Raw genomic sequence first — 20440 nt, 5'->3', positions numbered from 1 at the left:
GCGCCTCGCCCTTTCACCCAGAGCCTCCTCGACCGATCTTCGTGACAGGCGGAGCCTAGCCGAGTTCACGGTTCCCGCTGTCCAAGGGGTGACCACAACGCGCGCGCCCGCACCCGATGCGGTCCGCGGTGCACGGTTCGCGGCATACTGGGCCCTTCCCGGACCGGCGAAGACCCTGAGGTGTGTGAGTACGCGTGTGCGGCCTGCTTGGACTGATCTGCGGCACCGAGACCGACGCGGCGAACGCCCGTGAAGCAGTGGGCACGGCGATGCGCTGCCAGCGCCACCGCGGCCCCGACGAGCAGGACACCTGGGCCGACGCGGAGGTCGTCTACGGGTTCAACCGCCTGGCCTTCATCGACGTCGACCACGCGCACCAGCCGCTGCACTGGGGTCCGCCGGAGGCGCCGGGCCGCTACACCATGAACTTCAACGGGGAGATCTACAACTACCGCGAGCTGCGCGACGAGCTGGCCGAGGAGTTCGGCGCGAAGTTCGAGACCGAGGGCGACGGCGAGGCCATCGTCGCGGCGTACCACTACCTGGGCGCCGACGCGGTGAAGAAGCTGCGCGGCATGTTCGCCTTCATGATCTGGGACTCGGCCGAGAAGGTCGTGTTCGGTGCGCGCGACCCGTTCGGCATCAAGCCGCTGTTCTACGCGGCCGGCCCCGGCGGGGTGGCGTTCTCCAGCGAGAAGAAGAGCCTGCTGGAGCTGTCGGACACGCTCGGCGTGGCGCTGGAGCTGGACCGCAAGGCGCTGCAGCACTACCTGGTGCTGCAGTACGTGCCGGAGCCGGAATCGCTGCACACCGCGGTGCGCCGGGTTGAGTCGGGCACGTCGTTCCGCGTCGTCCCGGGTGGACAGGTCGAGTTCACGCGCTACTTCCACCCGCAGTTCGCCGCGAAGCCCGTGACCGGCGAGCGCGAGGCCGAGGAGCTGTACCAGCGCATCGCGGATGTGATGCGCGACTCGGTGGGCAAGCACATGATCTCCGACCCCGACGTGACGGTCGGCGCGTTCCTCTCCGGCGGCATCGACTCCACGGCCACGGCGACGCTGGCGAAGGAGCACAACCCGAACCTGATCGCGTTCACCACCGGGTTCGAGCGCGAGGGTTACTCCGAAGTGGACGTGGCCGCCGAATCGGCCGCGGCGATCGGCGTGAAACACGTGGTGCGCACGGTTTCCGCCGACGAGATGATGGAAGCGCTTCCGCTCATCGTCTGGTACCTCGACGACCCGGTGGCCGACCCGGCGCTGGTGCCGCTGTGGTTCATCGCGCGCGAGGCCCGCAAGCACGTGAAGGCCGTGCTGTCGGGCGAGGGCGCCGACGAGCTGTTCGGCGGCTACACGATCTACAACGAGCCGATTTCGCTGGCACCGTTCGAAAAGGTGCCCGGCGGTGTGCGCAAGCTCATCGGCAAGGTGTCCACGAAGATCCCCGAAGGCACCCGCGGCAAGGACTTGCTCCGCCGCGGCGCGCTGCCGCTGGAGGACCGCTACTACGGCAACGCCCGCAACTTCCGTGACGACCAGCTGCGCAACGTGCTGCGGACCTACCAGGAAGGCGTGGGCTTCAAGGACGTCACCGCGCCCTGGTACGACGTCTCGCGCGGCTGGGACCCCGTGGCGCGCATGCAGCACGTCGACCTGTTCACCTGGCTGCGCGGCGACATCCTCGTGAAGGCCGACAAGGTCACCATGGCCAACTCCCTCGAACTGCGCGTGCCGTTCCTCGACGCCGAGGTGTTCAAGGTCGCCGCGTCCATTCCCCTGGACCAGAAGCTCGCGCACGGCACCACGAAGTACGCGCTGCGCCAGGCATTGGCGAAGATCATCCCGCCCCACGTGCTCAACCGCCGCAAGCTCGGCTTCCCCGTGCCCATCCGCCTGTGGCTGCGCAACGAGATGTACGACTGGGCGCGCGCCATCATCAACGACTCGAAGACCGACGAGCTGCTCGACAAGCCCGCCGTGCTGCGCCTGCTGGAGGAGCACAAGGCCGGCCAGCTCGACCGCAGCCGCCAGATCTGGGCCCTGCTGGTGTTCATGCTGTGGCACGGCATCTTCGTGGAGCACCGCATCAAGCCGGAGATCCCGGAGCCGGTGTACCCGGTGAAGCTCTGACCCGGTTTCCGCTCGCGTTCGCCGGGTGGCCAACGTCACCCTGAATCCCCGTCCGGCCCCGGTTCCGCAAGGTCCGGACGGGGATTTCGAGGGTGCTCGAACAGCTTGGCGCCGTGTTTTCGGTCGGGCAGCGTTTTCGTTATGAAGATTCTTCGGAAAGCACTCCTGACCACGGCGGTGGCCGCGGCTGCCCTGTCGTTCGCGACCGCGCCCGCGAACGCGGCTCCGCTGTCGAGCGCGCCTTACGGCAGCTACGCCCACGAGGGCGAGTTCCCGTCGAGCGGACCCTGTCCGCACGGCAGTTTCAGCTCGGTGCGGCGGGTGTTCACGTCGGTGATCGGCTCGGACGGCACTTCCCACCCGATGCAGATCGACCTCATGTACTTCGGCGGGTGCGGGGCCGAAGCCGAGGTGCGCGACACCCTCACCAACTCGGGCACGGACAACTGCACCGTTTTCGTCGACCGCTCCGACGATGGCGGCGCGACCTGGGTGAACGAGCAGGAGCGGGTGACCTACGGCAGCGGCGAGACCCGGATCGCCAACAACCTCAACGGTCGGCTCGCCCGGGCGGCGCTCGCCTGCGGCAGCTCGCTCACCCGAACCGGCTGGTTCTGATCCACCGACGAAAAAGTGGCCGCCCCCGAGGAACACCCCAGGGGCGGCCACCGCCGTGAAAAGCCTCAGGCCGGCAGCACCGGCGCGATCTCGTCGGCCGCCGCCGGGCCGAAGGCGTCGCCGAGGCGGGCGAGGGCGTCGGTGCGGTCGAAGGTCCATTCCTGGGTGCCGACGGTTTCCAGGACGAGCACGGCGATGAGCGAGCCGAGCTGGGCGGCGCGCTCGAGCGGGAGGCCGCCGTCGAGGGCGGCGAGGAAGCCGGCGCGGAAGCCGTCGCCGACGCCGGTCGGGTCGGCCTTGCCGCGTTCGGGGACGGCGCCGATCTGCAGGGCCAGGCCGTCGCGGCCGATGATCTCCACGCCCTTCTCGCCGAGGGTGGTGATGCGCATGCCGACGCGGGCGAGCACGTCGGCCTCGGTCCAGCCCGACTTCTGCAGCAGCAGTTCCCACTCGTAATCGTTGCTGAACAGGTACTTGGCGCCCTCGATGAACTCGCGCACCTGCGCGCCGTCCATGCGGGCCAGCTGCTGCGACGGGTCCACGGCGAACTCGTAGCCGCGCTGGCGGCACTCCTGCGCGTGGCGGACCATGCCCTCGGGGTCGTCCGGGCTGATCAGCACGAGGCTGAGCGCACCGGCGTGGTCGGCCACGGGCTTGAGCTCGATGTTGCGCGACTCGGCCATGGCGCCGGCGTAGAACGTCGCGATCTGGCACAGGTCCTCGTCGGTGGTGCACACGAACCGCGCGGTGTGCGCGACCTCGGACACCAGCACGCCGCTCGTGTCCACGCCGTGGCGTTCCAGCCACGACGCGTAGTCGGCCCAGTCGGAACCCACGGCACCCACGAGCACCGGGTTCACCCCGAGCACGCCGAGGCCGAACGCGATGTTGGCGCCGATGCCGCCGCGGCGGACGACGAGGTCGTCGGCCAGGAAGCTCAGGGACACCCGGTGGAGCTGTTCGGCCACCAGCTGCTCGGCGAACCTGCCGGGGAAGTGCATCAGGTGATCGGTTGCGATGCTGCCGGACACGGCGATCCTGGCCTTGTCTGCCACCGGTTCTCCTCTGGGTGTGTGTTCGTGCGACTCCGGCGCGGTTACCCGCAGGTCATGACCCGTCCGGGTAGTTCCGGCGCCTCGGCCGACACTACCGGCTGGTACCGCTTTCCCAGTCGCAAGAGGATCAATAGCGTTACGGAAGTGAACACGGCCACTGAACCGGAAGACCTCGGCGAGCTCATCGCCGACTGCGCCCACATCCCGTCCGCGCTGCGCAGCGAAGGACTCACCACCGACCGCATGCCGCACCCGCGGGCCGCGCGGCCGTGGATCGTCGACGACGCCTGCCACGCGCAGGTGGCCGACCTCGACGCCTACGTCTGATCCGCTCCAGCGCGAAGACCCCCGAGCACGAAGAAGGGCCCCGGCCGAGTCGGCCGGGGCCCTTCTTCGTGTCTGAGACTCTCAAACGCGGTGCTCAGGCTCAGTGGAAGCTGTCACCGCACGCGCACGAACCGGTCGCGTTCGGGTTGTCGATCGTGAAGCCCTGCTTCTCGATCGAGTCGACGAAGTCGATCACAGCCTCGGACACGTACGGAGCGCTCATCCGGTCGACCGCCACGCGCAGACCGTCGAAGTCGCGGAAGAGGTCACCGTCGAGCTCGCGCTCGTCGAAGAACAGCTGGTAGCGCAGGCCCGCGCAGCCACCGGGCTGGACGGCGATGCGCAGGTGCATGTCGTCGCGGCCCTCCTGCTCGAGCAGGGCCTTCGCCTTGACCGCCGCGGCGTCGGTCAAGGTCACGCCGTGGGTCTCCTCGGCGGTCTCGGCCTGCGCCGCACCGGTCTGCTCAGCGGTCGTCATGGCACTCCCTCTAGGTCGAACTCGCTGCGGGTACTTCTCGTGCGAAACGGTTCAACACCGCAAGTACCCGATCTGTTCCCCCTCCATGGTTGCACATCGCGCGACCTGCCGAACATCGTCGTGACGCCTGCAATACCCTGGTGAGGTGAGGTTCCTGCGCCGAAGCACCACCGAGACCCCCGCCGACGACGTCAACGCCGACGTCGTCGACACCGCGTCGACCACCGGGAAGGCGTACACGCCGGGCAAGGGCCGGGCCACGCCGTCGCGCCGGGAAGCGGAAGGACGCAAGCGCGGACCCGTCGCCCCGCCGCCCACCAGCATGCGCGAGGCGATGAAGCGCAACAAGCAGCTCCGCAAGGAGAACCCGGTCAGCAAGGACGACCGGCGCGCCGCCGCCAAGGAACGCCGCGAACGCATGATGTCGGGCGACGACAAGTACCTGCCCGTGCGCGACCGCGGCCCGGTCAAGCGCTACGTGCGCGACGTCGTCGACTCCCGGCGCAACATCCTGGGCCTGTTCATGCCGCTCGCGATCCTGGTGTTCCTCGCCCTGCTGATCCCGGTGCCCGCGGCGCAGCAGTACATCACCCTGATCTGCATGGCGTTGCTGCTGGTCATGGCCATCGAAGGCGTGGTCAACGGCCGCAAGATCTCCCGCGCCTGCCGCGAGCGGTTCCCGAAGGAGCCCACCCGCGGCGTCGGCTGGTACGCCTTCGTGCGGGCCAGCCAGATCCGCAAGCTGCGGGTCCCGAAGCCGCGCCTGCGCCCGGGCGACCCGATCCCCGGCTGAGCAATTTTCGTGACGGCCGCCACACCCGCCGGGTGGGGCGGCCGTTTTCGTGCCCGGCCCTCGCGTCGGCGCGGTCGATCCCGCCGGCCGTGAGCCTCACCACTGCCCGATCGGGGAGGTTCGTTAGCAACGCGAACAACCTCCGCCTAGGCTGGCGGCCATGGAGTTTCGACGCCTCGGCCGCAGCGGCCTCAACATCAGTGAGATCTCCTACGGCAACTGGCTCACCCACGGGTCCCAGGTCGAAGAGGAGCAGGCCCAGGCCTGCATCAAGGCGGCGCTCGACGCCGGCATCACGACCTTCGACACGGCCGACGTGTACGCGAACACGGCGGCGGAGTCGGTGCTCGGGCGCGGGCTGAAGGGCCAGCGCCGGGAGAGCCTCGAGATCTTCACCAAGGTCTTCTGGCCCACCGGGCCCAAGGGCCAGAACGACAAGGGCCTGTCCCGCAAGCACATCATGGAGTCGGCCACCGCGTCCCTGCAGCGGCTCGGCACCGACTACCTCGACCTGTACCAGGCGCACCGGTTCGATCACAACACGCCGCTGGAAGAGACGATGGTGGCGTTCGCCGACCTCGTCCGCCAGGGCAAGGTGCTCTACATCGGCGTCTCGGAGTGGTCGGCCGACCAGATCACGCAGGGCGCGGCGCTCGCGCGTGAGCTGAAGGTGCCGTTCGTCTCGAACCAGCCGCAGTACTCGATGCTGTGGCGCGTGATCGAGTCGCAGGTCGTGCCGGCGTCCGAGCGCGAGGGGCTGAGCCAGATCGTCTGGTCGCCGATCGCGCAGGGCGTGCTCACCGGCAAGTACAAGGCCGGCCAGCCGCACCCCGAGGGTTCGCGCGCGACCGACCAGAACGGCGGCGCGAACATGGTCAAGCGCTTCCTCAACGACGAGACGCTGACCGCCGTCGCGAAGCTGGAGCCGCTGGCCCAGCAGGCCGGCCTGAGCATGGCGCAGCTGGCCGTGGCGTGGGTCCTGCAGAACCCGAACGTCGCCTCGGCGATCATCGGCGCCTCCCGCCCGGAGCAGGTGCACGAGAACGTGAAGGCCGCCGGCGTGAAGCTGGACGACGACCTGATGGCCAAGATCGACGAGGCCCTCGAGTCCGTCGTCGAGCGCGACGCTTCGCTCACGCGCAGCCCGTCCCTGTGATGAACCGGCTGTGACGAACGTGCTGTGATGTCCGGCGCTGAGCGGGCCGCCCGAACCGGCGGTCCGCTCAGCGCGACAGCAGCCGCTCCGCCACCGCGAGGTCGTGCGGGTACGTGATCTTCAGGTTCTCCACGCCGCCCGCCACCCAGCGCACCGGCAGCGGCGAGAACCGTTCCATGCACGAAGCCGTGTCCGTGCCCAGGAAACCCTCGGCCTCGGCCTGCTCGTACGCGGCCAGCAGCGGCTCGGCCCGGAACCCCTGCGGCGTCTGCACGCGGATGGCCCCCGGCAGCGGCGCCGCGACGGATCCGTCGGACGCCATCGACACCACGTCGTCGGCGGCCAGGCCCGGCACGGCTCCCCCGTGGCGGCGGGTCTGCGCCAGCACGTCCCCGATCAGCGCCGGCGTGGCCAGCGGCCGCGCGGCGTCGTGGATCAGCACGGCGTCGATGCCGCCGGCGGTGATGCGCGGCGCGAGGTGGCGCAGCGCGTTGAGCTCGCTCCCCTGCCGCGTGGCGCCGCCGGTCACCACCTCGACCTCGCCCGGGTGCGCGGCGAGTACTTCCTCGGCCAGCGAAGCGTCCTGCTCGCGGATCACGAGCACCAGCACGCCGATCTCGGCCACCGCGGCGAACGCGGCCATCGACCACGCCACGACCCGGCGCCCGGCCATCGGCAGGTACACCTTGTTCAGCGCCGCGCCGACCCGCGTGCCGGCACCACTGGCCAGCACGACCCCTGCCGCTGTCGTCTCCACGGTCGGCGACCCTACTGGGCCGCCTTGGCCGGCACGTAGCTGAGGATCACCAGCCCGGTGCTGTGCACCTCGCTGCCGTTGAAGGTGAAGTTCGCGCGCTCGGTGTCGCGGTAGATCAGTTCCTCGGACTTCGCCTTGCCCGAGAGCACCGGGTGCAGCCACACGCGCAGCTCGTCGAGCAGCCCGTGGGCCAGCAGGAGCCGCGTCACGTCGCCGAAGCCGTACTGCAGGATGTCGCCCTCGGTGCGCTCCTTCACCGCGCGCACGCCGGCCACGACGGCGTCTACGTCACCGGAGATCACGTGGCTGTTCGTCCACTCCGGATCCTTCAGCGTCGAGGACACCACGTACTTGTCGATCGAGTTCATCCGGTCGGCGAACTCGTCGGTGCCCGCCCGCTGCGGCCACGAGGCGGAGAAGCCGTCGTAGGTCCGCCGGCCCATGATCAGGGCGTCGCTGCGGTCGAGCTGCGCCTTGCCGCTGGCCATGGCCTCGGGGCCGAAGTAGTCCCAGTGCCACGCGGCCATGTTGGTGATGTCACCGTCGAGCGTCATGTAGGTGGCGTTCACGATCCTGCCCATCGGAGGCTCCTCACGTCCGGTTCCGCCCCCGCTGGGCGGCTCTCGAAGACGCGTCGAACGGCGAGGGCGAAGTTCGACACGGCCGCGGAAGTATTTTCCGCGGCGGCCGGTAGGTTGACGATCGAGAACTCGCGCGAGAGGAAGGCCCGGCGTGGACGCGGACACCAGCATCGAGTTCGGCGAGATCGAACCCCCCAGCGACCAGGCCCGGTCGGCGGCGATCGCACTGCACAGCAAGCTCGTGAAGCCCGCGGGGTCCCTGGGCCGGCTCGAAGAGCTCGGCGTGTGGATCTCGTCGTGCCAGGGCCAGGCACCGCCGCGGCCGTTCACCCGGCCTCGGGTCGTGGTGTTCGCCGGCGACCACGGCATCGCGAAGAAGGGTGTGTCCGCCTATCCCGCGGAGGTCACCTCGCAGCTCGTCGGGACCATGCTCACCGGCGGCGCGGCCATCAACGTGCTCGCCGCCGCGGCCGGCGCGAGCGTGCGCGTGGTCGACATGGCGGTGGACACCGAGGAATCGGCCATGCGCTCGATCGGCGAGTACAAGGTGCGCCGCGGCTCGGGCTCGATCGACGTGGAAGACGCCCTCACCGACGACGAGGTGCGCGCCGCCGTGCTCGCCGGGATGAAGGTGGCCGACGCCGAGGTGGACGGCGGCGCCGACCTGCTCATGGCGGGCGACCTCGGCATCGGCAACAGCACGCCGGCGTCGGTGCTGGTGGCCGCGCTCACCGGCACCGAGCCCGTGGCCGTGGTCGGCCGCGGCTCGGGCATCGACGACAACGCGTGGATGCGCAAGGCCACCGCCGTGCGCGACGCGCTGCGCCGTGCCCGTGTGGTGCTGGCCGACCCGCTCGCGCTCCTGCGCACCTCCGGCGGCGCCGACATCGCGGCCATGGCGGGTTTCCTGGCCCAGGCGGCCGTGCGCCGCACCCCGGTGGTGCTCGACGGGCTTGTCGTCTGCGCCGCGGCGATGGTGGCCGAGGAGCTCGCGCCGGGCGCCCGGCGCTGGTGGATGTCCGGCCAGCTCACCGGCGAGCCCGCCCACGCGCTCGCGTTGGAGCACCTGGACCTCGGCGGCCTGCTCGACCTCGACGTGCGCCTCGGTGAAGGCACCGGCGCCGTGACCGCGCTGCCGCTGCTGATGATGGCCGCCCGCGTGCTGGCGGAGATGACCACCCACGAGCAGTCCGGCGTGTCCGGGCCGCTTTCGCAGGTGCCGGCTTCCTGAGCCGTCGCCGGTCGGCCGTCAGCGCTCGGCCGACCGGCGCCGCAGGACCGGGACCACCCGCAGGAGCGCGATCCCCGCCGCCAGCAAAGCGAACCCGGCCAGCACGAGCCACAGCACACCGACCCCGGTGGAGGCCAGGCCGCCGGTCACTCCGGCCGCGCCGGCGGCGCCGATCTTCTGGTACATGTCGTTCCCCTTCGGTTTGGTTCACCAGCTCTTGCGGGTGCGCAGGAGGGCGTCGGCGTAGGCCTTGGCGTGACAGGCCTGCAGGAAGTAGTCGAGCACCAGCTCGTACATCGAGGCGGCGAGCAGCATCCGGCGCCAGCCGCGGTAGCGCACGGTCACCACGCGCTCCACCACGAAGATCCCCGAAATGCCGAGCCACAGCGGCTGCAGGTGCAGACCACCGTGCCCCAGGGCGACCACGATCGTCGCCAGGTACGCCAGGGACACGAGCACGCCGGCCAGGGTCAGCAGTTGCCGGCCCCAGTACCGCCAGGTGATCCGCGTGAGTCCGTATTGGACACAGTTCTCGACGGCGCCGCGCTTCCAGCGCAGGTGCTGCAGCCACAGCTCGCGCCAGGTCGTCATCACCTCGGTCTCGAGCGTGCACGCGGCCGGCGAGATCACGCGGTGGCCGAGGTGCAGCAGGGCGAAGGTGAGCTCGTTGTCCTCGGTGAGCACGGTGGTGTCGTAGATCCCGCCGGCGCCGTCGCCCGCCGGGAGCGGGCCGGCCAGGCGCGCGGCCGAGACCTCGCGCAGCGTGCCGACGCGGAACATCGCCGCGGTGCCCGTGAGCACCAGGCACTTGCCGCGCAGCCGGTGCACGTCGCGGGCGTAGCGGGCGTATTCGTTGCGCTGCAGGTGCCCCACGAACCCTCCGCCGGGCCCGCCGCGGAACACGCCGCCGACCCCGCCGTAGCCCCGCTCGACGTGACCGAGCGCGACGCGCACGAACTGCGGGTCCAAAGTTGAGTCCGCGTCCTGCACGAGGATCACGTCGTCCTCGTCGAGCCGCGGCAGCAGCCAGGCCAGCGCCTGGTTCAGCGCGCCGGCCTTCTTGTGCCGGTTGCCGACCGAGGCCCGCACCTTCGCCCCCGCGGCGAGCGCGACGGCGGCGGTGTCGTCCGCGCAGTTGTCGGTGACGACCACGATCTCGTCCACGGGCCGCTCCTGCGCCCGCAGGCCGGCGATCGTGGCGGCGATCTGCGCTTCCTCGTCGTGGGCCGGGATCAGGGCCACGACCCGCACGCCGCCGGAGCGGTGTCGGCCGGGGCGCGGTTCGGCCAGGGTGGGTGCGGACATGCGGGGGCCTCCGGGTCGGAGCGGCTGCTCGGAGCTGCGGGTTGGCGCGGGCTCCAGGTGGCCGTCACGCTCGGCACGTATGTCGCCGGAGAACACGGAACGCTACGTGAATCTTCAACAACTCACCCTTGTGAGTGAAGATCCAACCTTGAACCGCACGTCGACGCACCCGATGAACTGGGACTTCCCCGTCCCGTCGCCCTCCAGCTGACGTCCCCAAAGTAGTCACGCTCAGTGTTCGACCGAGCCCCAAAAAAGGGCCGCCCGGAAAACCGGGCGGCCCTTTTCGGGATCAGGCTCAGGCGATGGGGTGCATCCAGCCGTCGGGGAAGGCGAGGTCGCCCTCCTGCATGCCGACGAGCTCGCCGCGCAGCTTCATGGTGATCCGGCCCGGCTGCCCGTCGCCGATCGTGAACTCGCCGCCGGCGTGCTTCACGTGCCCGACGGGCGTGATCACGGCCGCCGTGCCGCAGGCGAAGACCTCGGTCAGCTCACCGGAGGCGGCGGCCTTCTCCCACTCGTCGGTGGACACGCGGCGCTCCTCGATGCGGTAGCCGGCCGTCTCGGCCAGCTTCAGCAGCGACTTGCGCGTGATGCCCGGCAGCAGCGAGCCCGACAGCTCGGGCGTGACCACGCGGGCGTCGGCCCCGGAGCCGAAGACGAAGAACAGGTTCATCCCGCCCATCTCCTCGACCCAGCGGCGCTCCACGGCGTCGAGCCACACCACCTGGTCGCAGCCCTTCTCCACGGCCTGCGCCTGCGCCACGAACGACGCCGCGTAGTTGCCGGCGCACTTCGCCGCCCCGGTGCCGCCGGGGGCCGCGCGCACGTACTCCGTGGACAGCCACACGCTCACCGGCTTCACGCCACCGGCGAAGTACGAGCCCGCGGGCGAGGCGATGAGCGTGTACAGGTACTCGGTGGCCGGCTTGTTCACGCCGAGCCCGGTCGAGGTCGAGATCATGAACGGCCGCAGGTAGAGCGAATCCCCCTTGCGGGTGGGCACCCAGCGCTCGTCGACGGCGATCAGCTCGCGCAGCGACTCGAGGAAGGTCTCCACGGGCAGCTGCGGCATCGCGAGGCGCTCGGCCGAGGCCTGGAAGCGCTCGGCGTTGGCGTCGGGCCGGAACGCGGCGATGGTGCCGTCGGCCTGGCGGTAGGCCTTGAGGCCCTCGAAGATCGCCTGGCCGTAGTGCAGGACCGACGTGGCCGGGTCGAGGGAGAACGGCTCGTAGGGCCCGACTTTGGCGTCGTGCCAACCGTTTTCCTCGTCCCAGCGGACGGTGACCATGTGGTCGGTGAAGTACAGACCGAACCCGGGCTTGTCGAGTACCTCGGCGACGCGCTCGGGAGTCGCGGGGTTCGGGTGCGGGACTCGGGAGAACTGGGGCGCTGTCGTCATGGCCCAACTTTAGCGCTTGGTCGGAGGCGCGTTAGTCGGAAGACCTCCTGTTTCACACGCCGCGTACCCGCGTGGCCGGTGCGTGAGGGGCCGATGCCCTTACGATGGTCGGGTGAGCTTCCCAGCGACCTCCTCGTCCCGCCGACCCGCGCAGCCGGGTACGGGCCTCGACGTGAAGACCTTCGCGACCGCTGTCCTGCTGACGTTCGGCGCGGGCCTGCTCGCCATGGACGGCTGGGCGCTGCTGAGCAGCGGGTTCGGGGCGTTCCTGGGCCTCGTCGCGGCCGGCTTCGGCATCTACTGGTGGCGCAGCCTCCACGGACAGGTGTTCGCGCGGAACCTGCCGACCCGGTCGGTGATCATCCTGCTCGTGGTGAACGTGGTGCTCGCCGGGATCCTGCTGCTCGTCGCGCTCTGAGCGGCGGGTTCGGCCCGAATCCGGCCCAGCTCGGTTCAGCGCGCCGCCGATCAGCACAGCACTGATCAGCACAGCGGTCGGCGCAGCGCGCGGCCCGGAGCAGCGCCCGATCAGCCCGGCCCTCGGATCAGAGCAGCGCGGCGGGCAGGGCCGGCACCGGCCACGACGGGTCCGGCCGGAAGTCCGTGTGCGTGCCGTCGAACGGGAACGCGCCCGCGTCGGCCAGCGCCCCGATCCGCTCCCCTTCCGCCCGCAGCCGGTCGAGCTGCTCACGCGTGAGCCGGCCGACGGCGAGGGCCTCCTCGGCCTCGTCCTCGTCGTCCCAGCGCCAGCCCGCGCCCGGCGTGACCACGACGTCGAGCACCCCGTCGATGCGGTCCGGCCCGGTCGCGGTGCGCCCGAGCGGCACCTCGAGGTTCACGTACCAGTCGCGGAACGTGCCGTCCGGCTCGAAGAACCACCACACCGACGACCACTGGCCCTCGGGGATCATCCGCAGCGTCGACGTGCCGCGCCAGGTGTCGGCCACCGGCACCCGCGGCACGCGGAAGCGCTCTTCCAGCGGGGCCTCGCGCATCGACCGGCCGTCGGCGAGCCGGCTGCCGACGATCGGCGTGTCCACGGGCAGCCAGCCGAACAGCACCCGGCCGTCGTCGGAGACCACGCGCAGCGGGTGGTGCTGGCCGATGCTGCCGTCGGGCCGCAGGAACCGCTCGACCACGGTCTCCCCCGGCTCCCACCGGTGATCACTCACGCGCACGGGCCTCACGGTAGCGGCGGGCGCGCAGCACGAGTTCCAGCACCGTGCCGAGCCCGGCCACGACCAGCACGGCGTACGGCGGGACGAACAGCACCGCGGCCAGCGTGACCACCGCACCGGCCGCGGCGACCCAGCCCTTGTCCGGTGCGTATCGCTCGCGCGCGTCGGTGACCGTGGTGAGTGCGGCCGGCACCGTCGCGAGCACGGCGACCACGGTGAGCAGCGTCTGCAGCTGGCCCGCGTCGGCGGCGTAGAGCAGGTCGCGGATCGAGGTGGCCGAGAGCCCGAGCCGATCGGGCCCGAGCTGCACCAACGCCACGACCGTGACCAGCACGGCCAGCCCGCCGAGGGTGAGCGCCCGCGACCGCGCCCGGTCGGTGGCCACCGGCAGCAGGAAGGGCAGCGTGACCAGCGCGGCCACCACGATCCCGGCGACGTTCGGCGCGGCGATCGGGGCCGCGGTGACCACCGGCGCGACCGCGGCGCACAACCCAATCAGCACCACCGCGGCCGCGATCAGCACGACCGTGAGCCAGCGCGTGAGCACGGCGGGCAGCTTCAGACCGGCGAAATCGGCCGCGGCGACCACGACCACGAGCCCTGCCGCCGCGTACGCCGGCCGGGCCGGGACCACGTACGCGCCGAAGACGATCGCCAGCGCGGCGACCAGCGCGAGCCGGGTGACCCCGCCGGTCCAGCGCTCGGCCGGGGTGTCGCCGAGCGCGGGCAGCCGGGCCGTGGCCACGGCGACGATCGCCGCCAGCACCACCCCCGCCAGCACCCAGTAACCGGCCCCCGCGGCCCCCACCGCGAGCACGACGAGGAGCCCGCCCCCGAGTCGCACGATGGTCCCCTTCCGACGTCCGGCCGCACGTGTCATTAGCATGGCTCACGATCCGGCCGGGCCCGTGGCCCGGTACCACCGCGAACGCGCGAGGAGCCAGAAGTGACCGTGCCGAAGCTTGCCCTCACCGAGAACACCGAGGCGGCGCTCGCCAAAACCCGCGCCGACGTGGTCGTGATCGGCATCGTCCAGGGCGAGGACGGTCCGGCGCTCGCCGCGGGCGCCGCGGTCGCCGACACCGCGTTCGACGGCAAGCTCGCCGAGGTGCTCGCCACGCTCGGCGCCACCGGCAAGGCCGAGCAGGTCGTGAAGCTGCCGACGCTGGGCAAGCTCGCCGCCGGCGTCGTGCTGGCCGTGGGCCTGGGCAAGGCCACCGACGGCGCCGTGACCGCCGAGCAGGTCCGCCGTGCCGCCGGTGCCGCCGGCCGCGCGCTGGCCGGCACGGAGCGCGCCGTCGTCACGCTCTCCGCGCTCGACCTGCAGGCCGCGGTGGAGGGCCTCGTGCTCGGCGCGTACACCTTCACCGAGTACCGCTCCGCGAAGGGCGACGCCCCGCTGGCCAAGGCCGACTTCGTGAACCCGGAGGACGGCACCGCGCGCGAGCACAAGGCCACGCTGAAGGCCGCCACCGCGATCGCCGAGTCGGTGATCATCACGCGCGACCTGATCAACACCCCGCCCAACGACCTGTTCCCGGCCTCGTTCGCCGACCGGGCGAAGAAGCTGGCCGAGGAAAACGGCCTCGACTTCGAGGTGCTCGACGAGAAGCAGCTCAAGCGCAAGGGCTTCGGCGGCATCCTCGGTGTCGGCGGCGGCTCGGCCCGCCCGCCGCGCCTGCTGCGCGTGGGCTGGAAGCCGGCCAAGGCGAGCAAGCGCGTCGCGCTCGTGGGCAAGGGCATCACGTTCGACTCGGGCGGCATCTCGATCAAGCCGGCCGCCGGCATGGACCACATGACCTCCGACATGTCGGGCGCGGCCGCCGTGCTCGCGTCGGTGGTGCTGGCGGCGAAGCTGAAGTACCCGCTCGAGGTCACCGCGCACATCCCGCTGGCGGAGAACCTGCCCTCGGGCAGCTCGTACCGGCCCGGCGACGTGCTGACCATGTACGGCGGCAAGACCGTCGAGGTCCTCAACACCGACGCCGAGGGCCGTCTGGTGCTGGCCGACGCGATGGTGCGCGCCGCGGAGGAGAACCCGGACTACCTGATCGAGACCGCCACGCTCACCGGCGCCCAGGTCGTGGCGCTCGGCAACCGCACCGCCGGTGTGATGGGCTCCGACGAGTTCCGCGACCGCGTCGCCGGCATCATGCAGGCCACCGGTGAGGGCGGCTGGGCGATGCCGCTGCCCGAGGAGCTGCGCGCCGACCTCGACTCGCGCCTGGCCGACCTGGCCAACGTGACGGGCCACCGCTGGGGCGGCATGCTCGCCGCCGGCCTGTTCCTCAAGGAGTTCGTGGCCGAGGGCCTGCCGTGGGCCCACATCGACGTCGCGGGCCCGGCGTTCAACACCGGCGGCCCGTGGGGCTACACCGGCAAGGGCGGCACGGGTGTCCCCGTGCGCACCATCGCCGCGGTGCTGGCCGACATCGCCGAGCGCGGCTGACGGTTTTTTCCGAAGGCCCCTCACCGCACGCGGTGGGGGGCCTTCGTCTGTGGCACCCTCACGACCATGGACCGCGACGCGTACCTCGAAGCCGCGGTGCGCGACGTGCTCACCGGCGACGAACCCACCCTCGACCGGCGCGTGGGCCACGCCGCGCTGCTGCTCGCCACCACGGGCACCGGGGCCGGGCCCGCCGAGGACGCCGACCGCCTCGTCACGCACTGGCGCGCGGTCACCGGCCGGCCGGTGACGCAGCTGGCCGACGACGCCGTGCGAGCACGCGCGTGGGCGATGCTGTTCGAGGCGCGCGGCGACCGTCCACAGTGGGCGGACGAGCTCGTACCGCTCGATCTCGACGCCGAAGAGCGCGCGCACCAAGCGTTCCTGGCGCGTCGGGTGTCCGATCTGGACGGTGTGTTCGACGGTTCCCCGGTGGCCGGGGTCGTGTCCGCGCTGGCGCCGGGCCGCCCCGACCGGGTGCGCACGGCCCTGGCCGAGGGCGACCTCGCGGCGTGGGCCGAGCTCACCGCGAGCCACGCGGCACCCGACGTCGCCACCCTGGCCGCCACCCGCGGACTGACCGCGCGGCTGGTGGCGGGCGCCGATCCGCTCGGGCTCGGCCCGGACTGGCCCGGCCGGTGCGCCGCCGCGCTGATCGCCGCGCTGCGCGAGCGCTACCCGACCCGGCCCGGCAGCTGGGCCGAGCTCGTGGCCGCGATCGCGCGCGAACGCGGCCAGACCGCGCCGCCGCCGGCCACGGAAGAGGCCATCGCCTCGGCCGAGCGACGGCTCGCGACCCGGCTGCCCGAGGGCTACCGCGAGTTCCTGCGCACGGCCGACGGCCTGCCGGCCGACGTGGTCTTCCCCCGTCTGCTGCCCGCCGGCGAGCTGCGCGCCGACGGCGATGTGGTGATCGTCTCGGAGCCGGCTGTGGTGCTGCTCACCGCGACCGGCCACGCCGTGGAGGTCGACCTCGCCTGGGGCAGCACGGCACACCCGACGTTCCGCGCGTTGCTCGAGCACCACCTCGGGCTGCTCGAGGCGAGCCGCTAGGCCTGGCCGCGCTTCTTGCGCTCGGTGTACTCGCGCATGCGCTTCGGGTAACCGACCCGCGCCACCTCGTACACCGGGATGGAGCGCTTCTCGCCGAAGTGCAGCGCCGCCTGCAGGCTGCCGATGCGCCGGCGCGTCCATTCGCCGTCGTGGGCGATGAGGACCACAGTGGTTTCCGTCACCGTGGTGCGGGGCTCCACGTAGGCCTCGACGCCGCGCCTGGACTCGGCCCATTCGTCCAGGTGACGGGTGTCTTCGGAGGTCGCTTTGCGCATCGTTCCCGGACGTCTGCCGCCTCGGCCTCGCCGGCGCAGCGAGTCGAAGATCCCCACTCCGACCACCTCTCTTCCTGCAGGAGTACGAACTCCATTATTCCCACGATCAGGTGTGGTCGGTGTCGCACGGCCGGGTTGGTCGGCCGGATCGGCGTAGTGACAAGATGGCTGGTGTCGCGCGCGCGGTTATACCGGGGCTGCGCGACAACCGAGCTTCACCCCTACCGCTGCCGAGGAGTTATTGAAGTGAGCGACACCTCCGCCGACCTTGTGATCCTGGGAGGCGGATCGGGCGGCTACGCCGCGGCTTTCCGCGCGGCCGAGCTGGGCCTTTCCGTCACGCTGATCGAGAAGGACAAGCTGGGCGGGACCTGCCTGCACCGAGGGTGCATCCCGACCAAGGCCCTGCTCCACGCAGCCGAAGTCGCCGACGAGACTCGCGAGGCCGAATCGGTCGGGGTCAAGGCCGTGTTCGAAGGCATCGACATCGCCGGGGTCAACAAGTACAAGGACGGCGTCGTCTCCCGTCTGTACAAGGGCCTCCAGGGCCTGGCCAAGGCGCACAAGGTGAACCTCGTCGAGGGCACCGGCACGTTCGTCGGCGGCACGACCGTCGAGGTCGACGGCGTGCGCCACACCGGCAAGAACGTCATCCTCGCCACCGGGTCGTACTCGCGGACCCTGCCCGGCCTCGAGCTCGGCGGCCGCGTCATCGCCAGCGAGCAGGCGCTCGCGCTCGACTGGGTGCCGAAGAAGGTCGTGGTGCTCGGCGGCGGTGTGATCGGTGTGGAGTTCGCGAGCGTCTGGGCTTCCTTCGGCGTCGACGTCACCGTGGTCGAGGCCCTGCCGCGCCTGGTGCCGGCCGAGGACGAGTTCGCGTCCAAGCAGCTCGAGCGCGCGTTCCGCCGCCGCAAGATCGCCTTCAAGACCGGCGTGCGGTTCACCGGCGTGAAGCAGGACGACAACGGCGTGAGCGTGTCGCTGGAATCCGGCGAGACCATCGACGCCGACCTGCTCCTGGTCGCCGTCGGCCGCGGCCCGAACTCCGCGGGCCACGGCTACGAGGAAGCCGGCGTGCAGATCGACCGCGGGTTCGTCCTCACCGACGACCGCCTGCGCACCAACCTCCCGAACGTGTACGCCGTCGGCGACATCGTGCCGGGCCTGCAGCTCGCCCACCGCGGCTTCCAGCAGGGCATCTTCGTCGCCGAGGAGATCGCCGGGCTCGCCCCGCGCGTGATCGACGAGAAGGGCATCCCGCGGGTCACCTACTCGCACCCCGAGGTCGCCTCGGTCGGGCTCACCGAGTCGCAGGCCAAGGAGAAGTACGGCAACGACGTCACCACCTACACCTACGACCTCGGCGGCAACGGCAAGAGCCAGATCCTCAAGACCTCCGGTGGCGTGAAACTGGTCAAGGCGCCCGACGGCCCCGTCGTCGGCGTGCACATGGTGGGCGACCGCGTCGGCGAGCTGATCGGCGAAGCGCAGCTGGTCTACAACTGGGAGGCGTTCCCGGAGGACGTCGCCCCCCTCATCCACGCGCACCCCACCCAGACCGAGGCCCTCGGTGAAGCGTTCCTCGCCCTCGCGGGCAAGCCGCTGCACGTGCACAGCTGACGTCTCACCAGCAGAATCCAACACAAGACTTACAGATCAAGAGGAGTCAGCGAACGATGGCCTACTCCGTCACGTTGCCGGAGCTCGGTGAGAGCGTCACCGAAGGCACCGTCACCCGGTGGTTGAAGCAAGAAGGCGACACCGTCGCGGTCGACGAGCCCTTGCTCGAGATCTCCACCGACAAGGTCGACACCGAGGTCCCGTCCCCCGTGGCCGGCACCCTGGTGAAGATCAGCGCCGGTGAGGACGAGACCGTCGAGGTCGGCGGCGAGCTCGCCGTGATCGACGACGGCACCGGTGGTGTTCCCGCCGCCGCCGAGCCGGCGGCACCCGCTCAGGAAGCCGCCCCGGAGCCGCAGGCGGCGCCCGAACCCGAGCCGGCGGCGGCCGCCCCGGCGCCCGCCGCCGAGGCCCCGTCGCGTCCGGACACCGCGCCGGCGTCGGGTGGCCAGGGCACCGAGGTGAAGCTGCCCGAGCTGGGCGAGAGCGTCACCGAAGGCACCGTCACCCGCTGGCTGAAGGCGGTCGGCGACTCGGTCGACGTCGACGAGCCGCTGCTCGAGATCTCCACCGACAAGGTCGACACCGAGGTGCCCTCGCCGGTCGCCGGCACGGTGCTCGAGATCCGCGCCGGTGAGGACGAGACCGTCGAGGTCGGCGGAGTGCTCGCGGTGATCGGTGACGCGGGTGCGGCTCCGGCCGCCGCCCCGGCTCCGGCCGCCCCGGCGCCTGCTGCGGCCCCGGCTCCGGTTCAGGAGAGCAAGCCCGCTCCGGCTCCGGCGGCTCCCGCCCCGGCTCCGGCCGCTCCGGCTGCTGCGCCGGCTCCCGCCGCGGCTCCGGCCCCGGCTGCCGCTCCGGCCGCTGCTCCGGCTGCGGCCAAGTCCGAGGACAACGGCTCCGCCGACGGCCCGTACGTCACGCCGCTGGTGCGCAAGCTCGCGTCCGAGCACGACATCGACCTGGCGACGCTCACCGGCAGCGGGGTCGGCGGCCGCATCCGCAAGCAGGATGTGCTCGCCGCGGCCGAGGCGAAGCAGAAGGCGGCCGCCCCGGCGCCCGCCGCTGCCGCTCCGGCAGCCCCGGCGGCCGCGGCTCCGGCCGCTGCTTCCGCTCCGCGCGCCGCGGCGGTTTCGCCCGACGTCGCCGCCCTGCGCGGCACGGTGCAGAAGGCCAGCCGGATCCGGCAGATCACGGCCACCAAGACCCGCGAGTCGCTGCAGATCTCGGCGCAGCTCACGCAGGTGCACGAGGTGGACGTGACCAAGATCGCCAAGCTGCGCCAGCGCGCGAAGGCGGCCTTCCGGGAGCGCGAGGGCGTGAACCTCACGTTCCTGCCGTTCTTCGCGAAGGCGACGGTCGAGGCGCTGAAGCAGCACCCGAACGTCAACGCGTCCTACAACGAGGACACGAAGGAGATCACCTACCACGGCGCCGTGCACCTGGGCATCGCGGTGGACACCGACCGCGGCCTGCTCTCGGTCGTGATCCACGACGCGGGTGAGCTCAGCCTCGCCGGCCTCGCCCACCGCATCGCCGACCTGGCCGCGCGCGCCCGCGCCAACCAGATCAAGCCGGACGAGCTCACGGGCGGCACCTTCACCATCACGAACCTGGGCAGCAACGGCGCCCTGTTCGACACGCCGATCATCGTGCAGCCCCAGTCGGGCATGCTCGGCACCGGCGCGGTCGTGAAGCGCCCGGTCGTCGTCTCCGACGCCGAGGGCAACGACACCATCTCCGTCCGGTCGATGGTCTACCTGCCCCTCACGTACGACCACCGCCTGGTCGACGGCGCCGACGCCGGCCGCTTCCTCACGACGATCAAGCAGCGTCTGGAAGAAGGCAAGTTCGAGGACGAGCTGGGCCTCTGATCAGGCTCGGGTAGCTCTTCTGTCGAAGGCCCCGCACTCCCGGCCCGGGGGTGCGGGGCCTTCGCCGTTCGTCCGGAGAACACAGCCCCGCCAGAACACAGCCCCGCCAGAACACAGCCCCGCCAGAACACAGCCCCGCCAGAACACAGCCCCGCCAGAACA

Annotated in this window: 21 protein-coding genes; 11 read left to right on the top strand and 10 right to left on the bottom strand. The window is 71.4% G+C overall.

Annotation, left to right across the window (positions count from 1 at the left end):
• Positions 1-194 precede the first annotated feature (194 nt).
• Complete coding sequence (gene asnB / locus VSH64_RS00180) at positions 195-2129, top strand: asparagine synthase (glutamine-hydrolyzing) (protein WP_326569512.1); 1935 nt, start codon at positions 195-197, stop codon at positions 2127-2129.
• A gap of 141 nt (positions 2130-2270) precedes the next feature.
• The gene (locus VSH64_RS00175; protein WP_326569511.1) at positions 2271-2747 is read left to right on the top strand and encodes a hypothetical protein; all 477 of its coding nucleotides are present in this window, start codon (positions 2271-2273) and stop codon (positions 2745-2747) included.
• Positions 2748-2812: 65 nt separating this feature from the next.
• Here VSH64_RS00175 and VSH64_RS00170 read toward each other — a convergent pair whose 3' ends face one another.
• The gene (locus tag VSH64_RS00170; RefSeq protein ID WP_326569510.1) at positions 2813-3802 is read right to left on the bottom strand and encodes a carbohydrate kinase family protein; all 990 of its coding nucleotides are present in this window, start codon (positions 3800-3802) and stop codon (positions 2813-2815) included.
• Positions 3803-3946: 144 nt separating this feature from the next.
• Here VSH64_RS00170 and VSH64_RS00165 point away from each other — a divergent pair, with 144 nt between their 5' ends.
• On the top strand, positions 3947-4129 hold the full coding sequence (locus VSH64_RS00165; protein ID WP_326569509.1) for a hypothetical protein: 183 nt from the start codon (positions 3947-3949) through the stop codon (positions 4127-4129).
• Between the two features lie 100 nt (positions 4130-4229).
• Here the strand turns inward: VSH64_RS00165 and VSH64_RS00160 are convergent, their stop codons facing one another.
• Positions 4230-4607, bottom strand: coding sequence for a HesB/IscA family protein (locus VSH64_RS00160; RefSeq protein WP_220237940.1), 378 nt, complete (start codon positions 4605-4607; stop codon positions 4230-4232).
• Between the two features lie 145 nt (positions 4608-4752).
• Here VSH64_RS00160 and VSH64_RS00155 point away from each other — a divergent pair, with 145 nt between their 5' ends.
• Positions 4753-5400, top strand: a complete 648-nt coding sequence (locus VSH64_RS00155) for a DUF3043 domain-containing protein (protein WP_326569508.1) — start codon at positions 4753-4755, stop codon at positions 5398-5400.
• Positions 5401-5560: 160 nt separating this feature from the next.
• Positions 5561-6556, top strand: a complete 996-nt coding sequence (locus VSH64_RS00150) for an aldo/keto reductase family protein (protein WP_326569507.1) — start codon at positions 5561-5563, stop codon at positions 6554-6556.
• A 67-nt stretch (positions 6557-6623) separates the two neighbouring features.
• Here VSH64_RS00150 and VSH64_RS00145 read toward each other — a convergent pair whose 3' ends face one another.
• Positions 6624-7313 (bottom strand): IspD/TarI family cytidylyltransferase, encoded by a 690-nt coding sequence (locus VSH64_RS00145; RefSeq protein WP_326569506.1) that lies wholly within the window; start codon positions 7311-7313, stop codon positions 6624-6626.
• Between the two features lie 11 nt (positions 7314-7324).
• Positions 7325-7894, bottom strand: a complete 570-nt coding sequence (locus VSH64_RS00140) for a dihydrofolate reductase family protein (protein ID WP_326569505.1) — start codon at positions 7892-7894, stop codon at positions 7325-7327.
• A gap of 151 nt (positions 7895-8045) precedes the next feature.
• On the opposite strand from VSH64_RS00140, the gene cobT reads away from it, so the two are divergent.
• The gene (gene cobT / locus VSH64_RS00135) at positions 8046-9125 is read left to right on the top strand and encodes a nicotinate-nucleotide--dimethylbenzimidazole phosphoribosyltransferase (protein ID WP_326569504.1); all 1080 of its coding nucleotides are present in this window, start codon (positions 8046-8048) and stop codon (positions 9123-9125) included.
• Positions 9126-9143: 18 nt separating this feature from the next.
• Here cobT and VSH64_RS00130 read toward each other — a convergent pair whose 3' ends face one another.
• The 3 genes from VSH64_RS00130 to VSH64_RS00120 all read right to left on the bottom strand — a co-directional run bounded on the left by VSH64_RS00130 (position 9144) and on the right by VSH64_RS00120 (position 11832).
• Positions 9144-9311 carry a hypothetical protein gene (locus tag VSH64_RS00130; RefSeq protein ID WP_326569503.1) on the bottom strand — a complete coding sequence of 56 codons (168 nt, stop codon included), beginning with the start codon at positions 9309-9311 and terminating at the stop codon, positions 9144-9146.
• Between the two features lie 21 nt (positions 9312-9332).
• The gene (locus VSH64_RS00125; protein ID WP_326569502.1) at positions 9333-10430 is read right to left on the bottom strand and encodes a glycosyltransferase; all 1098 of its coding nucleotides are present in this window, start codon (positions 10428-10430) and stop codon (positions 9333-9335) included.
• A 298-nt stretch (positions 10431-10728) separates the two neighbouring features.
• Positions 10729-11832, bottom strand: coding sequence for a branched-chain amino acid aminotransferase (locus tag VSH64_RS00120; RefSeq protein WP_326569501.1), 1104 nt, complete (start codon positions 11830-11832; stop codon positions 10729-10731).
• A 112-nt stretch (positions 11833-11944) separates the two neighbouring features.
• Here VSH64_RS00120 and VSH64_RS00115 point away from each other — a divergent pair, with 112 nt between their 5' ends.
• Positions 11945-12250, top strand: a complete 306-nt coding sequence (locus tag VSH64_RS00115) for a hypothetical protein (RefSeq protein ID WP_326569500.1) — start codon at positions 11945-11947, stop codon at positions 12248-12250.
• A gap of 127 nt (positions 12251-12377) precedes the next feature.
• On the opposite strand, the gene VSH64_RS00110 is transcribed toward VSH64_RS00115, so the two are convergent.
• Together VSH64_RS00110 and VSH64_RS00105 are read right to left on the bottom strand one after the other, a co-directional pair.
• Positions 12378-13004, bottom strand: a complete 627-nt coding sequence (locus VSH64_RS00110; protein WP_326837856.1) for a DUF402 domain-containing protein — start codon at positions 13002-13004, stop codon at positions 12378-12380.
• A complete protein-coding gene (locus VSH64_RS00105; protein WP_326569499.1) occupies positions 12997-13854 on the bottom strand; it encodes a sulfatase in 858 nt (285 codons plus the stop codon). Before VSH64_RS00105 ends, VSH64_RS00110 begins: the two co-directional genes overlap by 8 nt.
• A gap of 102 nt (positions 13855-13956) precedes the next feature.
• Between VSH64_RS00105 and VSH64_RS00100 the strand changes: the two genes are divergently transcribed.
• Both VSH64_RS00100 and VSH64_RS00095 read left to right on the top strand, forming a co-directional pair.
• A complete protein-coding gene (locus tag VSH64_RS00100; RefSeq protein WP_326569498.1) occupies positions 13957-15459 on the top strand; it encodes a leucyl aminopeptidase in 1503 nt (500 codons plus the stop codon).
• 66 nt (positions 15460-15525) lie between these two features.
• Positions 15526-16512 carry an SMI1/KNR4 family protein gene (locus VSH64_RS00095; protein WP_326569497.1) on the top strand — a complete coding sequence of 329 codons (987 nt, stop codon included), beginning with the start codon at positions 15526-15528 and terminating at the stop codon, positions 16510-16512.
• Here VSH64_RS00095 and VSH64_RS00090 read toward each other — a convergent pair.
• Positions 16509-16853 carry an oxidoreductase gene (locus tag VSH64_RS00090; protein ID WP_326569496.1) on the bottom strand — a complete coding sequence of 115 codons (345 nt, stop codon included), beginning with the start codon at positions 16851-16853 and terminating at the stop codon, positions 16509-16511. The two genes, VSH64_RS00095 and VSH64_RS00090, sit on opposite strands and share 4 nt — an antisense overlap.
• Before the next feature lie 180 nt (positions 16854-17033).
• Between VSH64_RS00090 and lpdA the strand changes: the two genes are divergently transcribed.
• Both lpdA and sucB read left to right on the top strand, forming a co-directional pair.
• Positions 17034-18407, top strand: a complete 1374-nt coding sequence (gene lpdA / locus VSH64_RS00085; protein WP_326569495.1) for a dihydrolipoyl dehydrogenase — start codon at positions 17034-17036, stop codon at positions 18405-18407.
• A 56-nt stretch (positions 18408-18463) separates the two neighbouring features.
• Positions 18464-20278, top strand: coding sequence for a 2-oxoglutarate dehydrogenase, E2 component, dihydrolipoamide succinyltransferase (sucB, locus tag VSH64_RS00080; protein WP_326569494.1), 1815 nt, complete (start codon positions 18464-18466; stop codon positions 20276-20278).
• Positions 20279-20440 lie beyond the last annotated feature (162 nt).

Source organism: Amycolatopsis rhabdoformis, assembly GCF_035918295.1.
Lineage (GTDB): Bacteria > Actinomycetota > Actinomycetes > Mycobacteriales > Pseudonocardiaceae > Amycolatopsis > Amycolatopsis rhabdoformis.
The sequence above is the reverse complement of the archived record's forward strand: the minus strand, read 5'-3'. Positions and strand labels throughout refer to the sequence as shown.

Coding starts and splice junctions, on each gene's coding strand:
- VSH64_RS00125 (WP_326569502.1), bottom strand. CDS start 10,430: ATGTCCGCACCCACCCTGGCCGAACCGCGCCCCGGCCGACACCGCTCC.
- VSH64_RS00095 (WP_326569497.1), top strand. CDS start 15,526: ATGGACCGCGACGCGTACCTCGAAGCCGCGGTGCGCGACGTGCTCACC.
- VSH64_RS00130 (WP_326569503.1), bottom strand. CDS start 9,311: ATGTACCAGAAGATCGGCGCCGCCGGCGCGGCCGGAGTGACCGGCGGC.
- VSH64_RS00175 (WP_326569511.1), top strand. CDS start 2,271: ATGAAGATTCTTCGGAAAGCACTCCTGACCACGGCGGTGGCCGCGGCT.
- VSH64_RS00160 (WP_220237940.1), bottom strand. CDS start 4,607: ATGACGACCGCTGAGCAGACCGGTGCGGCGCAGGCCGAGACCGCCGAG.
- sucB (WP_326569494.1), top strand. CDS start 18,464: ATGGCCTACTCCGTCACGTTGCCGGAGCTCGGTGAGAGCGTCACCGAA.
- VSH64_RS00150 (WP_326569507.1), top strand. CDS start 5,561: ATGGAGTTTCGACGCCTCGGCCGCAGCGGCCTCAACATCAGTGAGATC.
- VSH64_RS00120 (WP_326569501.1), bottom strand. CDS start 11,832: ATGACGACAGCGCCCCAGTTCTCCCGAGTCCCGCACCCGAACCCCGCG.
- VSH64_RS00140 (WP_326569505.1), bottom strand. CDS start 7,894: ATGGGCAGGATCGTGAACGCCACCTACATGACGCTCGACGGTGACATC.